The following is a 16,005-nucleotide window of genomic DNA, read 5'->3' on the forward strand; positions in this document are numbered from 1 at the left end:
CGGATAACGAAACGTCCAGCCGAGCGGCGTAGGGTACAGGGGTGACCAACCCTGTAATCCGCCCACGGCGACTGCGCACCAGCGGCGCACTTCGTCGTTTGGCCAGCGAAATTCGTGTTCACCCGGCGGAGCTTGTGCTCCCGATGTTTGTGCGCGAAGGCGATGAAACTCTCCCGATTAGCTCGATGCCGGGCGTCGTGCAGCACAGTATCGACAGTGCGCGCCGCGCCGTCGTGGCGGCGGCCGAAGCCGGCGTCGGCGGAGTCATGTTGTTCGGAGTACCAGAAGTGCGCGACGCGACCGGGGCCGGCGCGACCGACCCCAATGGCATCCTCAACCTGGCCACCCGCGCTATCGCCTCCGAGATCGGCGATGCGCTGGTTGTGCAGACCGACCTGTGCCTGGATGAATTCACCGACCACGGCCATTGCGGCGTGCTCGCGGCCGACGGCCACGTCGACAACGATGCCACCCTCGAGCGCTACCGCGACATGGCGCTGGCCCAGGCCACCTCCGGGTCTGCGCTGCTCGGTCTCTCCGGCATGATGGACGGCCAGGTGGCCGCCGTGCGCGAGACTCTCGATGCCAACGGTTTCGAAAACACGGCCGTGCTCGCCTACTCGGCCAAGTATGCCTCCGCCTTCTACGGCCCGTTCCGTGAAGCTGTCGCCTCCACCCTGGTCGGCGACCGCCGCACCTACCAGCTTGACCCGGCCAACCGGCGCGAGGGTGTGCGGGAAGCCCAGCTTGACATCGATGAGGGTGCCGACATTGTCATGGTCAAGCCGGCCGGGAGCTACCTCGACGTGCTCGCCGAAGTTGCCGCAATGAGTGATATTCCGGTTTGGGCATACCAAGTCTCCGGAGAATACGCCATGATCGAGGCCGCTGCCGCGCAGGGCTGGATCGACCGGCGCCGCGCTGTCGAAGAGTCGGTGCTGAGCATCCGCCGCGCCGGTGCCGACGCCGTACTTACCTATTGGGCCGTTGAACTGGCCACCTGGCTCAAGGAGGAGCAAGCATGACCGACACGATGTCGAATCCGGTGCATCACCAGGCAACTCACAACGACGAACTGTTCGACCGCGCCCGGCGCGTCATTCCCGGCGGTGTCAACTCACCGGTACGTGCGTTCGGCTCGGTCGGCGGCACCCCGCTCTTTCTCGTGAAGGCGGCCGGCGCCTACGTCACGGACTCCGACGGTCGCGAATACGTCGACCTCGTCAACTCGTGGGGTCCGGCCATTCTGGGCCACGCACACCCCGAAGTGATCAAGGCCGTGCAGGATGCCGCCGCCCTCGGCCTGTCGTTCGGCGCGTCGACCCCGGCCGAGACCGAACTGGCCGAGCTCGTTGCCGACCGCGTCGGAGCGGTCGAGAAGCTGCGCCTCGTGTCGACCGGCACCGAAGCGACCATGACCGCCATTCGGCTGGCCCGCGGCTTCACCGGTCGTGACCTGCTGATCAAATTCGCCGGGCACTACCACGGCCATTCCGACGGGCTGCTGGCCCAGGCCGGTTCCGGCCTCGCTACGCTGGCCCTGCCCGGTTCGGCCGGCGTCACTGCGGCGACCGCAGCGCAGACGCTCGTGCTGCCGTACAACGATCTTGATGCCGTGCGGGCCGCCTTTGAAACGCATCCCGGTCGCATTGCCGCGATCATCACCGAGGCCGCCGCCGCCAACATGGGCGTCGTCGCCCCGGATGCCGGCTTCAACGCGGCGCTGTCCGCGATCGCTCACTCCAACGGCGCCCTGCTCATTCTCGACGAGGTACTGACCGGCTTTCGGGTCAGTCGCTCCGGTTTCTGGGGCCTCGAGACCAGCAGCCTGGAGTCGGCCGGCGAAGAGATCTACACGCCCGACCTGCTCACCTTTGGCAAGATCATCGGCGGGGGCCTGCCCGTCGCCGCGCTCGGTGGCCGGGCCGACGTGATGGACTTTCTCGCACCGACCGGCCCGGTCTACCAGGCCGGAACGCTCTCCGGCAATCCGGTCGCCGTCGCGGCCGGCATCGCAACGCTCAACCTGCTCGATGAAAGCGTCTACGACCGGCTCAACGCGACCGCCATCATCCTGTCCGAGGCCGTGTCAGCGTCTCTCGCGGCCGAGGGCGTCGCACACCGGGTGCAGCGGGCCGGCAACCTGTTCAGCTTCGTGTTCGGCGAGGAAGCGCAGGGATCAGCTCCGCGCACCTACGCCGATGTGCAGCGCCAGGAGGCGTTTCGCTACGCACCGTTCTTCCACGCCATGCTCGACGGCGGTGTTTCGTTGCCGCCGAGTGTATTCGAGGCCTGGTTCGTCTCCGATGCGCACGACCAGAGCGCCATCGGTCGCATTTTCGAGGCGCTTCCCGCTGCGGCCAAAGCCGCGGCAGCCGCTACGCCCCCACACTGATCTGCAACAGACGATCTGCTTGGAGAGATCCTGCGCTGGGACGCTGCGGCTTTTGTTCCCGTCAGACAACAGGTTTTCGGTCGGAACCGGGCAGACTGGAACAATGGCTTCCCTGAGCGTGCATTCCGACCGGCTCGAGATCCACCTGACGCGCGCGGAAAGAACCCTCGCGCTTCGACGTGAGTCGATCGTGGTGCAGCGAGAGAACATCCGCTCGGTGATCATCACCGAGGATCCGTGGATCTGGCTGCGCGGCATTCGCGCCCTCGGCTCGATCGTTCCGCTCGTCGTGGCCGCCGGAACCTGGAAGTTTCACGGCGGTAAGGACTTCGTCTCGATCAAGCGTCACCGCCCGGCCGTGGTGATCGACCTGGTCGACGAAGAATTCGCCCGGGTGATCCTCACCAGCCAGCACGCGGCCGATTTCGTCGACTCGCTCAAGCTGCCGACTTAGTCGGCAGCCCACGCGCGCTACGGCTCCGTCACCGCGATCGCCGAGAGAGAATCGAAGGAGACCGTCATCGGTGTGGTGGCCGATCCGCTGCTGTACAGGGCCAGCCCGATCGATCCGGCCTGCTGCAGGACTGCTGTGGCGTCGGTCCGGCTGAGCTTCCAGGCTGCGGGCTCCTCGGTTCCCACCCGCCACACTTTGGCCCGAATCGTGGTCGGCGACGTACCGAAAACCTGCAGTCGCACCTGCAACTGATCGTTGGTGGCGTAGCTCAACCCGGCGACAGTGCTCGCCTGCAAGGTGGTGGCGCCGCGCAGGAGCTGCAGTTGCACGGCACCGCTGGCAAGTACTTTGACCCGCGCCCGATAGTCGTCCGTGGCGACGCGGCGGCCGATCAGCGATACGTAGGTGCCGGCTCCCGTGGTCGCCTGCTGCAGTGACGTGGTGACCGTGACATCGGTGCTCACCGATGAGACGCCGTCGAGGTAGCCGTTCGACCGGCCTCCGGCGGTCGCCCGCAGGATTGCGGCACCAGCGGTGACCGAGTAGTTGCTGGCCGTGCCGGTCGTGGTCCACGCGCCGCCGATATCGGCCGAGCCGAGTCCTCGACTGACGTCGCGAGCGAAGGCATCCGCTGCGATGCCGGTCGCCACCGGTGGCGGCGCTGAGACCGTGACCGAGCGCGTGGTCGTGTCGGTGGCACCGTCATTGTCGGTGACAGTCAAACTGATGGAATAGGTTCCCGCTGCGGCATAGGCGTGCTGCGCGGTCTCGCCGACGCTGGTGGCGTCGTCACCCCAGGACCAAGCGAATCCGGTGATGGTCCCGTCGGAATCTGCCGAGGAAGTGGCATCCGTTGAGACCGCAAGCTGCTCGACGGCGACGGTGAATGCGGCGGTCGGTGCAGCGTTCTGCGGAACGGGCGTGGCGGTGCCGAGCGAATAGTGCTGCGCCATAACGGCGGCGCTGAGCGGCCCCGGATAGACGGCGACATCGTCGATGGTGCCGTCGAACCACGGGCTTGACGAGTTCCACGTGTTGTCGCCGCCGATGCGCCAATATCCGGGGTACCCCTGAGCACCCGTTTGCGGATTCGTGCCGACGAGGGCGCCATCAACGTAGAGCGCCATCCCGGCGGAGGACTGTTGTGCGAGGACGTAGTGCGGCGCTCCATCGTTGTAGCTGGCATCGGTCACGATCGTGTTGGTCTGACCGGTCCAGGCGCCAAAGACCAGGCGACCGTCGTCCTGCAGGTAAACATGCCGATCATAGTTGTCCGATAATCCGGTCGAGGCGCTGCCGAAGCCGATGATCTTTCCACCCTGCTGTGTCGTGGTGCTGAACCAGGATTCCAGCGCATAGCTGTCTGGAGCATCAATCCGGGTGTCACTGCTCACGATCCCGCCGTTGAACGATGCGGCCTTGTTGCTCGTGCCGTTGACCAGTCCGTCAGTGCCGAGGCTGACCGAGCCCGAGTAGGTTCCGGGCTGATCCGAAGCCGATGAGTCGATCGCTTTCGTTCCGCTCGATTCACCCAGGCGCCAATACAAATCAGGTTCAGCGTTGTAGACGGCCGCACCGTAGGCGTCGGTTGGAGCGGATGCGACGGGGCTCGTTCGGCCGGAGGCCACGAAGTGCGCCACGATCTGCTTTTGCGTGAGCGGAGCGGAGTACACGGCGACCTGGGCAATGTCGGCGGCGAGGAAGGCGCTGGTGGGCTGGCTGGGCCAGCCACCCAGACTGTCCCCTCCGATGCGCCAGAAACCCTGGTAGTCCTGCCCGGAGGTGACGTTGGCACGCTGCGCGACCCTCTTGCCGTCAATGGACAGCGACGTGCCGGCGCCACCGAGACTGGCAACGATGTGGTGCCACTGGCCATCGTTGTAGGACCCGGGTGACGTGATCGTCTGCACTGCTCCGGGGTAGACCCCGAACCAGACGCGACCGCCGGTGTCCATGTAGACGTGCCGGTCGTAACCGGTGCTCTGGCCTGTGGCGCTGTTGCCGAACCCGATGATCTTGCCGCCCCGTGTGGTGTCGGTTTTCACCCAGGTCTCGACGCTGAACGAATTCGAGGGGCTCTGCGCGTTGTCGGTCGTAGCGAATCCCGACTCTGTGCCGTCGAAGCGGCTCGCCGAGGTGGCCGTGTCCACGATTGCGCCGGGAACGCCGGGGCTGACGCCGGCGTTTCGGGTCAGGTCGGCGCCGCCGGTCCAGTCGAACGCCGTGGCACCGGATGCCTCATTCAGCGGCCAATACGATTGGGGCGAGTCCGCAAGGATGCCCGCAGAATAGTCGCTGAGGCTGCCGGAAGCGATGGTGACGCTGGCCGTGCCGCCGGTTTGCGTGTTACCGAACGGGTCGGTCACCCGAATTCGATAGGAGTAACTCTGCCCCGGGGTGAGCCCGGTGTCGGAGTAGGAGAGCGTTGGTCGATTCCAGTCGGAGGAGAGTCCTTGAACGCTGGTGACGGCGACACCATCCCGCAGTACTTCATAGGTGAGTTTCTCGTTGTCGCGATCGTAGGCTGACTTCCAGCTCAGACGTGCTGTTCCGCTGAAGAACGAGGCGACCGATGGCACGAATGCCGAGGAAGCGAAGGAGGCGTTGGCGACACGTGGTCCTTCCTTGTTCGGGGCTATCGTCGGCACGGCGAATCGGGCCAGGCCCTGTTGGCGTTTGTTGTTCACGGTCGTGAACTCGCCGCCGTAGAGCAGATACTGGGCATTGGCCGTCACGTGCCACGGGCCCTGGCCTTGTCCGGTGAAGGTGCCGGTGTTGATGTCGGGATAAAACGCCAGCAGGTTAGGCCGAGGGGTGCCCTCGAAGTTGTAGTAGCCGTGCTTATCGGCCGTGATGGCACCGCCGACATCCATGCTGAAGGCCAGCGTCCGGTGGTAGGTCCACGGCTCGGATTGCTCGAAGCCGCCAATGTTGCCGCAGTAATGCGCGTGCTCGGTCGTGTACACCGTGTCGCCGGCCGGCACAGCAGAGTAGGTGTCGCCGTGACAGTCTTCCACCCAGATCAGACTGCCATCGTCCCAGCTGGCACGGAATGTTCCCTCGAGATTGCCGCCGCTTCCGAAGACGTAGCCGGTGCCGAACACACCGTCGGCCGATCCGGTCAGGCTCAGGATGGCGGCCTGGCTGCCACCATTACGAATCAGATTGTTGATCTTCCACGGAAGTGAAGCGCCGGTTATGGAATCGGTTGCGGCCATCCCGTATCCGGGGTTGGAACTGCCGTTATAGGTTGTGAATGAGCCGCCGATGACGACCTTGCTTCCGTCGGGAGAGGCGACGAGTGCGTTGATGTTGCCACCGGCCGGCGTGCCCGACCAGGCTTGCAGGGCGCCGGTGGTGCCATTGAACGCCGCCATCTTGGCGCGCGGCTGGCCGCCTGCCGACGTGAACGAGCCGCCCGCGTAGACGCTGTTGCCCGCAAAGGTGAGCGCTTTGACGCCCGCGTTGATAACCGGTGCCCAGCCGGGAATGAGCATGCCGCTCGTCGTGTCGAACGCGGCTATGCGAGACCGGCTGGAGCCACCCACGCTCGTGAATGCGCCTGCGGCGAACAGCTGTGACCCGTCGGTAGACACGGTCAAGGCGCGGACAGCGCCGTTGACATTGGGATTGAAGGATGCCACCAGAACGCCGGTGGTGAGGTTGTAGGCCAACAGGTTGTTGCGTACAACCTCGTTCACGCCGGCGGCGGAACCGGCTGGTCTCGAGCGGGTGAACTCGCCCCCGACATAAACCGTGTTCCCCACAATGAGTTGGGCCCAGACGACCCCGTTGATTTGCGCGGTGGGGAGCGAGTCGGCCGATACGGTCACGGGGGATGTCGCATCCGCAGGGAGGCTGTCGGCGTTCGCTGTCAGTGGCCCCGCGAGGACGCCGGCAACGAGTGCGGCAGTTGAAACCACGGCCAGGAACCGATTTTGGGCAGAAAGTAGCGCACTCACCAGAGGGGCCTCACCTTGACCGTATTCGCAGCCATCGGACAGCCACCGCACAGATCGGAGCTTAGTGAGGGATGCTCAGGGTGGTAACTCCCCCAAGCAGGGGTGGAACGGTTCACCCAAATTGGGGGGGTCCGGCTCGGTGAGGTCCCTCTTCCCACTCACGACCTAGCCGATCAGGGCCGCGACCAGGGCGTAGCAGACCGGACGCGGTGCCGGACGGGATACGCAGCGCGCACGCCATCTCCGCCACCAGGCCCTGCTGCGCGGCGAAGGTCGCATCCCGCGAACCTGCATTCGCACCGACACTCGCCTTTTCGAGGCGGCTCGCGTTGGTCCACGGGGGTCTCGAGAGGCTAGACCGGCGCAGCGCTCTAGGTGACGTCTTTCTTCCAACTCACGGCATAGCCGATCACGGTCGCGACCACCGCGTAACCGAGCAGCACGAGGCCGCCCTGCCACCAGTCCAGCGGCGGGGCGCCTGCCGGGTTCGCGAGGGTGAAGACGCTCGCACCGACGAGGGCATCCGAAGCCGAACCGGGCAGAAAGTTGCCGATCTGAGCGGTGACCTCGAGAAAGGAGGCGGCCAGCCGCAACAGTGGCTCGACGAACTGGGTGAAGGCGAGCACGACCACGATCGACGCAACCTGGCTCGGTACCAGAACGCCGAAGCCCACGCCGATTGCAGCCCACAGGCCCATGGCAAGAATTGTGCGACCGACCTGCAGCCACGTTTCCGAGTCCAGCAGCAGCGCGTCCACGCCGAACGCGCTCAGCGCCCCGCCGCCGAGACCAACGGATGCTGCCAGCCCGACAACTCCGAATCCGGCGCCGACCAGAACCAGCGTGACCGTCTTCGCTGCGAGCACCACACCGCGACGCGGCGTCGCGAGAAAGGTGGGCGTCAGGGTCTGGTGGCGAAATTCACCCGTCGTCGCGAGCACGCCGAGCAACACGGGGAAGACGTAGCCGACCGAGGAAGCGAAGCTGTAGATGATCGGTGGGAGGCTGCCGAAACCGAAGGCGCCGGCACCGCCCGTATTCACCGTGTCGGGACTGATCACACCGGTCTCGACGCCGGCGAGCAGCGCGCCGAGCCCACCGGCGATGAGGCCGATGTAACAGAACAGAACGATGGCGAGAAGCCACCACAGGCGGGTGGTGAAAATCTTGGCGAATTCGGCCGAGACCGACCGTAGGAACGTGGTCATAGCGAGTGGCTCCCGCCGACGAGGGCGAGAAAGGAGTCTTCCAGGCCGGTTTTCTGCCGGTGCAGCACGCTCAGTTCGACCCCGGCGGTGAAAGCGAGGTGGCCGAGCAGTGCGGGGTCGGATGTGGCGGCGAGCAGGCCGGTGCGGCCGATCGAGAAAATGATGCCCGCCGCAGTGAGCGCGGCTCCGAGGGCTTCGCGGTTGGGAGAATCCACGATCGTCTGGGGCGCGGCATCCGTATCGAGGCTGGAGAGCGGGCCGAGGTGCACGAGCTCGCCGCGGGCGATGATGACGACGTCGTCGACGCTCTGCTGCACCTCGGAGAGCAGGTGAGAGCTCACCAGAACGGTGCGGCCCTCGGCGGCCATGTCCCGTAGAAAGCCGCGAATCCAGCGGATTCCCTCCGGATCGAGCCCGTTGATCGGCTCGTCGAGCACGAGCACACCCGGGTCACCGAGCAGGGCATAAGCCAGTCCGAGGCGTTGGCGCATGCCGAGCGAGTAGCCGCCGACCCGCTGGGCGGCGTGGGCGGCGAGGCCCACCTGGGTGAGCACCTCCATCACGCGGGTGCGCGGCAGCCCCGCGGCGATCGCGTAAACGCCGAGGTGGTTTTGAGCGGTGCGGCCCGGGTGAAAGCTCGCGGCTTCGAGGGCGGCGCCGACCGTTGCGAGGGGGTTCGGCAGGTCGCGGTAGCGCACGCCGCCAAACGTGGCCGTGCCGCTCGTCGGGGCGACGAGTCCGAGCAGAATGCGCAGGGAGGTGGTCTTGCCGGCACCGTTCGGCCCGAGAAAACCGGTGACCCGACCGGGTTCGACCGTGAACGACAGCTCGTTGACCGCGGCGACTTTGCCAAAGCGTTTGCTGATGCTGGTGAATTCGATAACAGCGCCGGTAGGCATCCGACTCCCCTCTGTAGTGCTTCCCACCCTATTACCCACGGGTCGTATAGTGCCGTCTACCGGGCTTTTCGGTTCAGCCCAGCAGGAAGTCCTCCAGGCCGGTGAGCAGGCGTTGTACCTCACCCGCCGTGTTGTACGGCGCCAGTCCGATGCGCAGGCCGCCCTCAGCACCGAGCCCGAGATGCTTCGAGGCCTCGAGTGCGTAAAATGATCCGGCCGGGGCGAGCACCCGCCGGGCAGCGAGGAACGCCGCGGCATGGGCGGCCGGGTGCCCGCCGAAGGTGACCAGCACGGTTGGTGTGCGCTCGCGGGCACGCGAGTGCACGGTCACGCCGGGCAGAGCTGCCAGCCCGGTCTCGAGTTCGGCGAGCAGGCCCGCTTCATGATGTTCCAGGGCGATGGATGCCTGGAGCAGGCGCTCCCGCCGGCTTCCGCCGATCGGTGCCAGCGCGGCCAGAAAATCGACGGCCGCAGTGACGCCCGCCATCAACTCGTACGGCAGGGTGCCGAACTCGAAGCGTTCCGGAACCATTTCGGTGGAAGTGGCCAGCTTGTCCGGGTGGATGTGTTCGAGCAGGGCCGGGTCGGCGGCCAGAACACCGCAGTGCGGGCCGAGGAACTTGTATGGGGAGCAGACGAAGAAGTCGGCGCCGAGGGCGGCCACGTCCACCGAGGCGTGCGGCGTGTAGTGCACCCCGTCTACCCAGAGCAGGGCGCCGACCGAGTGCACGGCGGCGGCGATCGCGGCGATCGGCGGTCGGGTTCCGATGAGGTTGGAAGCAGCCGTGACGGCGACCAGACGGGTGTGTTCGGTCAGTTGCGCGGCGACCGCCTCGGCGCTGAGCTCGCCGGTTTCCGGGTCGAAGTCGACCCACTTGACAGTGGCGCCGGCGTGCTCGGCGGCCTGGATCCAGGGGCGGATGTTGGCGTCGTGGTCGAGCCTGGAGACCACGATCTCGTCGCCGGCATTCCAGCTGCGGCCGAGGTGGCGGGAGAAGTCGTAGGTGATCTGGGTGGCGCTGCGGCCGTAGACCACGCCGTGCGGGTCGGCGCCGAGCAGGTCGGCCATCGCCGTGCGGAAGGCGGTGACGGCATTGTCGGCGTTCTGCTCCGGCAGGCTGCCGCTTCCGCGGTTGGACAGCGGCCGGGTCAGGGTGAGGGCGATCGCGGCGGCGACCTGACGAGGCGTCTGCGTGCCGCCCGGACCGTCGAAGTGGGCGAACCCGGAGGAGAGGGAGGGAAAGTGGGAGCGGACTGCCAGCGCGTCATAGGTCACACGCCATCCAAGCACAGCGTCTGCTCGTGGACCAGCGCCGCCGAAACCACCGCCGGTCGAGCCGCGACGAACGGGTGGTCGAGACGAGTGGTCGAGCTACGCGTGCGCGGCGCAGGCGGGCGCTTCGCGTGTGACGCAGTCCGGGCAGGCCACGAGCTGTTCGCGGCAGGAGGCGTCCCGGCAGTTGAGCATGTTCGTGGTGGCCTGGCCGCACTCCTGGCAGGTACCGAGCACGGCCGCGCCGGTTGCGAAGTCGATGGACATCCGCTGGTCGAAGACGTAGAGCGAACCCGACCACAGTCCCTCATTCCCGAAAGCCTCGCCGTAACGCACGATGCCGCCGTCGAGTTGGTACACCTCGCCGAAACCGCGGGACTTCATGAGGCCGCTCAACACCTCACAGCGGATGCCGCCGGTGCAGTAGGTCACGACCGGCTTGCCCTTGAGATGGTCGTATTTGCCGCTGTCGAGTTCGGCGACGAATTCGCGGGTGTTGGCCACGTCGGGCACGACCGCGCCCGGAAAGTGGCCGATCTCGGCCTCGAACCGGTTGCGTCCGTCGAAGAAGACGACCTCATCGCCGCGATCGGCGACGAGCGCATTGAGCTCGGCCGGTTGCAGCTTGGTACCACCGCCGACGACGCCGGCCGTGTCGACACGCAGCTCGCCGGGCGCGCCGAAGCTCACGATCTCCTCGCGCACCTTGACCACGAGCTTTGGAAAATCGAGGCTGTGTCCGGATGAGTCGAGGCCGGTGCCCTCACTGAACTTGAAGTCGATCTGCTTGAACGCGGGGTAGTCGCGGGTTTTGCGAATGTACTTCTTGATCGCGGGCAGGTCGCCGCCGACCGTGCCGTTCAGGCCGTCTTTCGAGATGAGGATGCGCCCGCGCAGACCGAGCCCGGCACACAGGTCGCGCTGCCAGAGTCGCACCGCATCGGGGTCGGCCAGCGGCGTGAAGATGTAGAAGAGCAGAATCTTCGGAATGGCCATGGACCCATTTTACGAGAGCGCGCGTAGGCTGGCCGCACTGTCTGTACTGCGACAGCCCAGCCGTATCGAGGAGGCAAAACCGTGACCAACGACCCGCTCGCCCGCTTCGGTGAGGTGCCCCAGTTTTCACTCAGCAGCACCGACATGACCGACGGGGCACCGCTGGGGCCAGCCCAGTACGGTGCCGACGCGGGCGGAGCGGATGTTTCCCCCCAGCTCTCCTGGTCGGGTTTTCCCGCCGAGACCCAGAGTTTCGCGCTGACCGTGTACGACCCCGACGCCCCCACCGGCTCCGGATTCTGGCACTGGGCGGTAGCCAACCTGCCGGCATCCGTGACCGACCTAGCCGCGGGAATCGATACCCTGCCGGCCGGCTCACTCGTGCTGCCGAACGAGGTGCGTCTCAGCTCGTTCATCGGCGCTGGCCCGCCGCCGGGAACCGGCACTCACCGCTACCAGTTCATCGTGCACTCCGTTGACGTGCCGACGCTCGACCTCGACTCGCAGTCCACGCCGGCCGTTCTCGGCTTCAACCTGCACTTCCACACGCTGGCGCGTGCGGTGCTGGAGGCGACCGGGGTCGCGGGTGGGGCATCCGCTGCCTGAGTCGTTGACGCGGGACCCGTGTGAAACCGCGAGTTGTCCCCAAATGGGGTAACTCCCAGCGAGCATTCGGGGGAGTCGACATAACCTCAGGCAGTGAGTACCGCCCGTAATACGTCCGACATCGTTCGTCCCATCCCCCCGGAACCCCTCCCCACTTCGCGAGGCCGCGCCCGCCACGCGCCGGTTGTCGCCGAAACCGTCACTACTGGGACCGTCTCCGCGGCGAAGACCTGGCTACACGGCATCCGTTTGCACGCCGACGGGGTGACCGTCGACCGGTCTCTGCACCGGGAGACGGGCATCCGTCGGCTGCCGGTCTGGGCGTGGCGCGCGCTGATGCTGCGCCGGGCGACCCCGGTACACAAGTTCAACCTGAACCCGATCGATTCGGTCGAATACGACCTCGACCTCGACTACATCGGTGATGGCCAGAAGATTCACCGGCTCGACGTTCTCGTTCCCAAACGCGAAGCGGGCGCTGACCCCTTGCCCGTGTACGTATATTTTCACGGCGGCGGTTGGACCTCTGGCGACAAAGACCCGCTCACGAAGTACTGCGCGAGCCAGGCCGCCGAGGGCATGGTCGTCGTCAACGCGAATTACCGCATGGCCACTCGGTTTCAGCTGGGCCACATGATGAAGGACGGCAACGCAGTGCTCGACTGGGTCGCCCGCAATATCGCCGCCTACGGGGGAGACCCGACCCGAATCGTGCTCGGCGGCGACTCGGCCGGCGGCCATATCGCGGCGCTGCTCACCGCTGCGGCCTTTGAACCCGAGCTCGCCGAACACTATGACATTGCGCCGCCGGTCGCCGCCCGCAACCTGCGCGGCCTCGTGCAGCACTGCAGCATCGCCGATTTTTCGGTGCTGTTCGACCGTGGGTTTGTGCTGAGCCTCAACTTTGTGCGGATGCTGCTGCCCGAGCGCGGCCGCGGACTGCACCTGCGTACGGCCGCGCGTTTCATGTCGCCGATCGAGTGGCTCGACCGCGGGTTTCCGCCCGTCTTCGTCACGACGTCGGAGCGTGACTATTTCTACCGGGCCAACCTCAACTTCATCGAGGCGCTGAGAGCCCGCAAGATTCGGGTCGACACCCTCATTTATGGTCGGCACAGCGTTAACACCAAGCACACCTGGCAACAGGACGACTCGCATCCGGAATCGCAGGAGGTCTACCGTCGCCTCGGCGCCTTCGTACGTGCCGTCGCGCCGCGGGCTATGACGGTTTAGGACCTCGCGCCGGTTGCGGCGAGCACCCCGCCGAGGGTGGGCAGGGAAACCATGTTTGAAAGCTAAACCCAGCGGCGACTGTGGCACATCGTGCAGGCAACCCCCGTTGAGGCGACGGATGCTGGTGCCCACCCACAACGGATTGTTCGCGAACACGCCCGCTTCGTTAGCATCGTCTCGTGCATATGTTCTTCAGAACCCTCCTCCACGCCCTGCTGTCGAAGTTCGGCCCAAAACTTGGCCACTTCGATGTCGCGCGCACCAACTTCGTGACCCTGCCGACCGACCAGGATATTCTGCGGCACATGAACAACGGCGTCTACCTGTCCATCATGGACGTGGCCCGCTTCGACATGCTGCACCGCACCGGCGTCTGGGCCATCTTCAAGCAGCGCGGCTGGTACCCGGTCGTGGTCTCCGAGACCATCAGCTTTCGCAAGTCGCTCACGGTCGGCCAGAAGTTCACGGTGGAGTCGCGCATCCTCGGCTTCGACGAGAAGGCGGTGTACGTCGAGCAGCGTTTCGTGCGACCGGATGCCGATGGCGTGCTCGAGATCTACGCCCACGGCTACATTCGTGGTCGCTTTCTCAAGCGCACCGGCGGAATCGTCACGATCGACGAACTGCTGGGCGCGATCGGTGTCGCCCCCGACGACGTGAGCGTGCCCGAGTGGCTGCTGGAATGGGCTGGCGCGGCGGCCGCTTCGCCAACGCGCGCCCCCGCTCCGAGCATCTGGAACTAGTTCGGTTAGGCGGTGCGCACCGGAACGATGAGGTCCTTGTAGAACTGGGCCTGCGCGGGGTAATAGTGCTCCCATTCGGGCAGGGGAAGGCCGGAGCGGGAGGCGACCAGGCGATCGAGGTAGTAGTCCCAGCCGGGGCCGACCGTTGCGGCCTCGCTCGCCGAGCGCAGACGCTGTCCGAAGGTCAGGTTGGTCATGCCGTCACCCGCGACCAGGTGGAACAGCGCGCGCCAGGAATCTTCACCCTCGCCGAAGTCGCCGTTGAAACGGTGCGGCGCCTGGCACTCGCGAATACTCACGTACTCCCACCTGGCTTCCGGCTCGGCGGTCATCTTGAACTTGACCGCGCCGGTCGCCGGGGAACCGGTGTAGGTGCCGATCCACTTCTCGAGTTCGGCAGGACGGGTCAGGCTCGCCCACACCTGCTCGATGGGTGCGTTGAACAGCCGATTAAGCATGAGATATAGCCCGTCCTCGCGGTGTACGAGGCGTCCGGTGGGCTTGGCTGACATGGGGACCTCCACTATGAGTGACATGCGCTTGTAACCTCAGGTTAGGCCAGATTGAGAGGGTCGGCTACACGCTAAGCCCCTTCGAGCAGGGCCATCGCGGCGTTGTGGCCGCCGAGCCCGCTGACCCCGCCGCCGCGCCTGGCTCCGGCCCCGCACATGAGGATGCGCGGATGCTCGGTGGCGACTCCCCAACGCTCGGCGGGCGTGCCCTGCAGCTCGTCATCCTCCAGAAACGGCCAGGACAGCCCGCCGTGAAAGATGTTGCCGCCAGGCAGATTCAGGGCGTGCTCGAGGTCGAGGGTCGTTTTGGTTTCGAGGCAGGGGTGACCGGCAGCATCCGTCATCAACAGGGCTTCGATTGGCTCGGCGAGCACCGAATTGAGGGAGCGCAACACGGCGGCCTGCAACTGCACCCGCATCTCGTCGTTGTTGGCCTCGGTGAGCGCCCGATTCGGGGTGTGCAGGGCGAACACGGTGAGGGTGTGGGCACCCGCCTGGGCGAGTTCGGGCGACAGAACGCTCGGGTCGGTCAGCGAATGGCAGTAGATCTCGCACGGCACCAGTTCGGGAATCTCGCCGGACAGGGCCTGGTCATACGCGGTCTGCAGCTGCGTGTAACTCTCGTTGATGTGAAACGTACCGCCGAAGGCCGCCTCCGGCGACACGCTCGTGTCCTTCAATCGGGGCAAGCGCGTCAGCATCAGGTTGACCTTCACCTGGGCGCCTTCCGGCTTGACCAGTTCAGCGGATACCCCGCCTCCAGCACCCAACAACCCCCGCAGCACCCACGGCGCCACGTTGGCCAGCAGCGCGCCGCCGTTTGCCGTCTTCAGGAGCCCGCTCTGGAGGTATTCCACGGCTCCGTCGGGGGTGACCGACCTGACGTCGGCTCCTACTTCGAGTCGCGCGCCGGCCTCGCGTGCCGCACGTTCAAGTGCCCCGGTCACAGCGCCCATGCCGCCGATCGGAACGTCCCAGTCCCCGGTTTCATTGCCGATCACGTGATACAAAAAGCAGCGGTTCGCGTCGAGACTGGAGTCATCGAGGCTCGTGAAGGTGCCGATCAGGCCGTCGGTAGCCACGACGCCGCGCACGAGGTCGTTCGCAAACCGGTCGGTGATCGTGTCGCCGAGCGGCTGCTCGATCAGTGCGGTCCAGAGTGCGTCGTCGCCGACCAGCCGTCTTGCTTCCGAGCGGGTGAGCAGCGGTTCGCAGACCGTGGGAAACACGGCGCGGGCCAGCCGCGCGGTGTCGTCGTAGAAGGAGTTCCAGGCCTCGAAATCGGCTGCGGCACCGATGCGTTCGAACGACGCCCTAGTCGCTTCGGGGTCACCCTGGTCAACGATCAGCCCGGCATCCGTTGGCCCCGGCGTGTACGACGAGTATCGACGTCTGGCCAGCTCGATTTCGAGGCCCAGCTCGCGAATGATTCTGGTCGGCAGCAGGCTCACCAGGTAGGAGTAGCGCGAGAGGCGCGCGTCGATGCCGGGGAAGGCATCCGCTGAAATGGCGGCGCCGCCCACCTGCGGCTCCCGCTCGAGCACGAGCACGCTGCGGCCGGCCTGGGCCAGGTAGGTGGCGGCGACGAGGCCGTTGTGGCCGCCACCGATGATCACGACGTCGTGTGTGGGTTCGCTCATGTCCAGAGCCTAGCCACCGCCGGCCGAACCTATCAGTCACCTTGCATTCACCTGCGAGTTACCTGTGACCAGTACACAGAAAGA

The 16,005-nt window shown here is 66.1% G+C and carries 13 protein-coding genes; 6 read left to right on the plus strand and 7 right to left on the minus strand.

The genetic code is table 11. The features are described from left to right. The first annotated feature begins 41 nt into the window (after nt 1-41). The 3 genes from hemB to QMF22_RS08390 all read left to right on the plus strand — a co-directional run bounded on the left by hemB (nt 42) and on the right by QMF22_RS08390 (nt 2,849). Nucleotides 42-1,025, plus strand: coding sequence for a porphobilinogen synthase (gene hemB, locus QMF22_RS08380; protein WP_283452322.1), 984 nt, complete (start codon nt 42-44; stop codon nt 1,023-1,025). Between the two features lie 8 nt (nt 1,026-1,033). Beyond that, entirely contained in the window at nt 1,034-2,395 is a 1,362-nt protein-coding gene (gene hemL / locus QMF22_RS08385; protein ID WP_283452655.1) for a glutamate-1-semialdehyde 2,1-aminomutase, read from the plus strand. A 103-nt stretch (nt 2,396-2,498) separates the two neighbouring features. After that, nucleotides 2,499-2,849 (plus strand): hypothetical protein, encoded by a 351-nt coding sequence (locus tag QMF22_RS08390; protein WP_283452324.1) that lies wholly within the window; start codon nt 2,499-2,501, stop codon nt 2,847-2,849. Nucleotides 2,850-2,866: 17 nt separating this feature from the next. Here QMF22_RS08390 and QMF22_RS08395 read toward each other — a convergent pair whose 3' ends face one another. The 5 genes from QMF22_RS08395 to trhO form a co-directional block, all read right to left on the minus strand. Next, nucleotides 2,867-6,772 (minus strand): LamG-like jellyroll fold domain-containing protein, encoded by a 3,906-nt coding sequence (locus QMF22_RS08395; protein WP_283452325.1) that lies wholly within the window; start codon nt 6,770-6,772, stop codon nt 2,867-2,869. 410 nt (nt 6,773-7,182) lie between these two features. After that, on the minus strand, nt 7,183-8,019 hold the full coding sequence (locus QMF22_RS08400; RefSeq protein ID WP_283452327.1) for an ABC transporter permease: 837 nt from the start codon (nt 8,017-8,019) through the stop codon (nt 7,183-7,185). Then, nucleotides 8,016-8,918: an ATP-binding cassette domain-containing protein gene (locus QMF22_RS08405; RefSeq protein ID WP_283452329.1), complete on the minus strand. Its 903-nt coding sequence runs from the start codon at nt 8,916-8,918 to the stop codon at nt 8,016-8,018. Before QMF22_RS08405 ends, QMF22_RS08400 begins: the two co-directional genes overlap by 4 nt. Nucleotides 8,919-8,991: 73 nt before the next feature. Then, nucleotides 8,992-10,194, minus strand: coding sequence for a cysteine desulfurase-like protein (locus QMF22_RS08410; protein WP_283452331.1), 1,203 nt, complete (start codon nt 10,192-10,194; stop codon nt 8,992-8,994). Nucleotides 10,195-10,290: 96 nt separating this feature from the next. Further along, nucleotides 10,291-11,187: an oxygen-dependent tRNA uridine(34) hydroxylase TrhO gene (gene trhO / locus QMF22_RS08415; protein ID WP_283452333.1), complete on the minus strand. Its 897-nt coding sequence runs from the start codon at nt 11,185-11,187 to the stop codon at nt 10,291-10,293. Nucleotides 11,188-11,268: 81 nt separating this feature from the next. Here trhO and QMF22_RS08420 point away from each other — a divergent pair, with 81 nt between their 5' ends. The 3 genes from QMF22_RS08420 to QMF22_RS08430 all read left to right on the plus strand — a co-directional run bounded on the left by QMF22_RS08420 (nt 11,269) and on the right by QMF22_RS08430 (nt 13,769). Next, a complete protein-coding gene (locus QMF22_RS08420; protein WP_283452335.1) occupies nt 11,269-11,793 on the plus strand; it encodes a YbhB/YbcL family Raf kinase inhibitor-like protein in 525 nt (174 codons plus the stop codon). 93 nt (nt 11,794-11,886) lie between these two features. Beyond that, complete coding sequence (locus tag QMF22_RS08425) at nt 11,887-13,026, plus strand: alpha/beta hydrolase (RefSeq protein WP_283452337.1); 1,140 nt, start codon at nt 11,887-11,889, stop codon at nt 13,024-13,026. A 185-nt stretch (nt 13,027-13,211) separates the two neighbouring features. Further along, nucleotides 13,212-13,769 carry an acyl-CoA thioesterase gene (locus tag QMF22_RS08430; protein ID WP_283452339.1) on the plus strand — a complete coding sequence of 186 codons (558 nt, stop codon included), beginning with the start codon at nt 13,212-13,214 and terminating at the stop codon, nt 13,767-13,769. Nucleotides 13,770-13,774: 5 nt separating this feature from the next. Here the strand turns inward: QMF22_RS08430 and QMF22_RS08435 are convergent, their stop codons facing one another. Together QMF22_RS08435 and QMF22_RS08440 are read right to left on the minus strand one after the other, a co-directional pair. Next, complete coding sequence (locus QMF22_RS08435; RefSeq protein ID WP_283452341.1) at nt 13,775-14,281, minus strand: SRPBCC domain-containing protein; 507 nt, start codon at nt 14,279-14,281, stop codon at nt 13,775-13,777. A gap of 71 nt (nt 14,282-14,352) precedes the next feature. After that, nucleotides 14,353-15,921 (minus strand): phytoene desaturase family protein, encoded by a 1,569-nt coding sequence (locus tag QMF22_RS08440; RefSeq protein ID WP_283452343.1) that lies wholly within the window; start codon nt 15,919-15,921, stop codon nt 14,353-14,355. Nucleotides 15,922-16,005: the final 84 nt, after the last annotated feature.

This window comes from Cryobacterium sp. PH31-L1, assembly GCF_030063145.1.
Classification (GTDB): Bacteria; Actinomycetota; Actinomycetes; order Actinomycetales; family Microbacteriaceae; genus Cryobacterium.

What these genes read in the sequence shown, in the direction of transcription:
- QMF22_RS08440 (WP_283452343.1), bottom strand. Translation starts at nt 15,921, where the DNA reads ATGAGCGAACCCACACACGACGTCGTGATCATCGGTGGCGGCCACAAC.
- hemL (WP_283452655.1), top strand. Translation starts at nt 1,034, where the DNA reads ATGTCGAATCCGGTGCATCACCAGGCAACTCACAACGACGAACTGTTC.
- trhO (WP_283452333.1), bottom strand. Translation starts at nt 11,187, where the DNA reads ATGGCCATTCCGAAGATTCTGCTCTTCTACATCTTCACGCCGCTGGCC.
- QMF22_RS08405 (WP_283452329.1), bottom strand. Translation starts at nt 8,918, where the DNA reads ATGCCTACCGGCGCTGTTATCGAATTCACCAGCATCAGCAAACGCTTT.
- QMF22_RS08435 (WP_283452341.1), bottom strand. Translation starts at nt 14,281, where the DNA reads ATGTCAGCCAAGCCCACCGGACGCCTCGTACACCGCGAGGACGGGCTA.
- QMF22_RS08400 (WP_283452327.1), bottom strand. Translation starts at nt 8,019, where the DNA reads ATGACCACGTTCCTACGGTCGGTCTCGGCCGAATTCGCCAAGATTTTC.
- QMF22_RS08390 (WP_283452324.1), top strand. Translation starts at nt 2,499, where the DNA reads ATGGCTTCCCTGAGCGTGCATTCCGACCGGCTCGAGATCCACCTGACG.
- QMF22_RS08430 (WP_283452339.1), top strand. Translation starts at nt 13,212, where the DNA reads ATGTTCTTCAGAACCCTCCTCCACGCCCTGCTGTCGAAGTTCGGCCCA.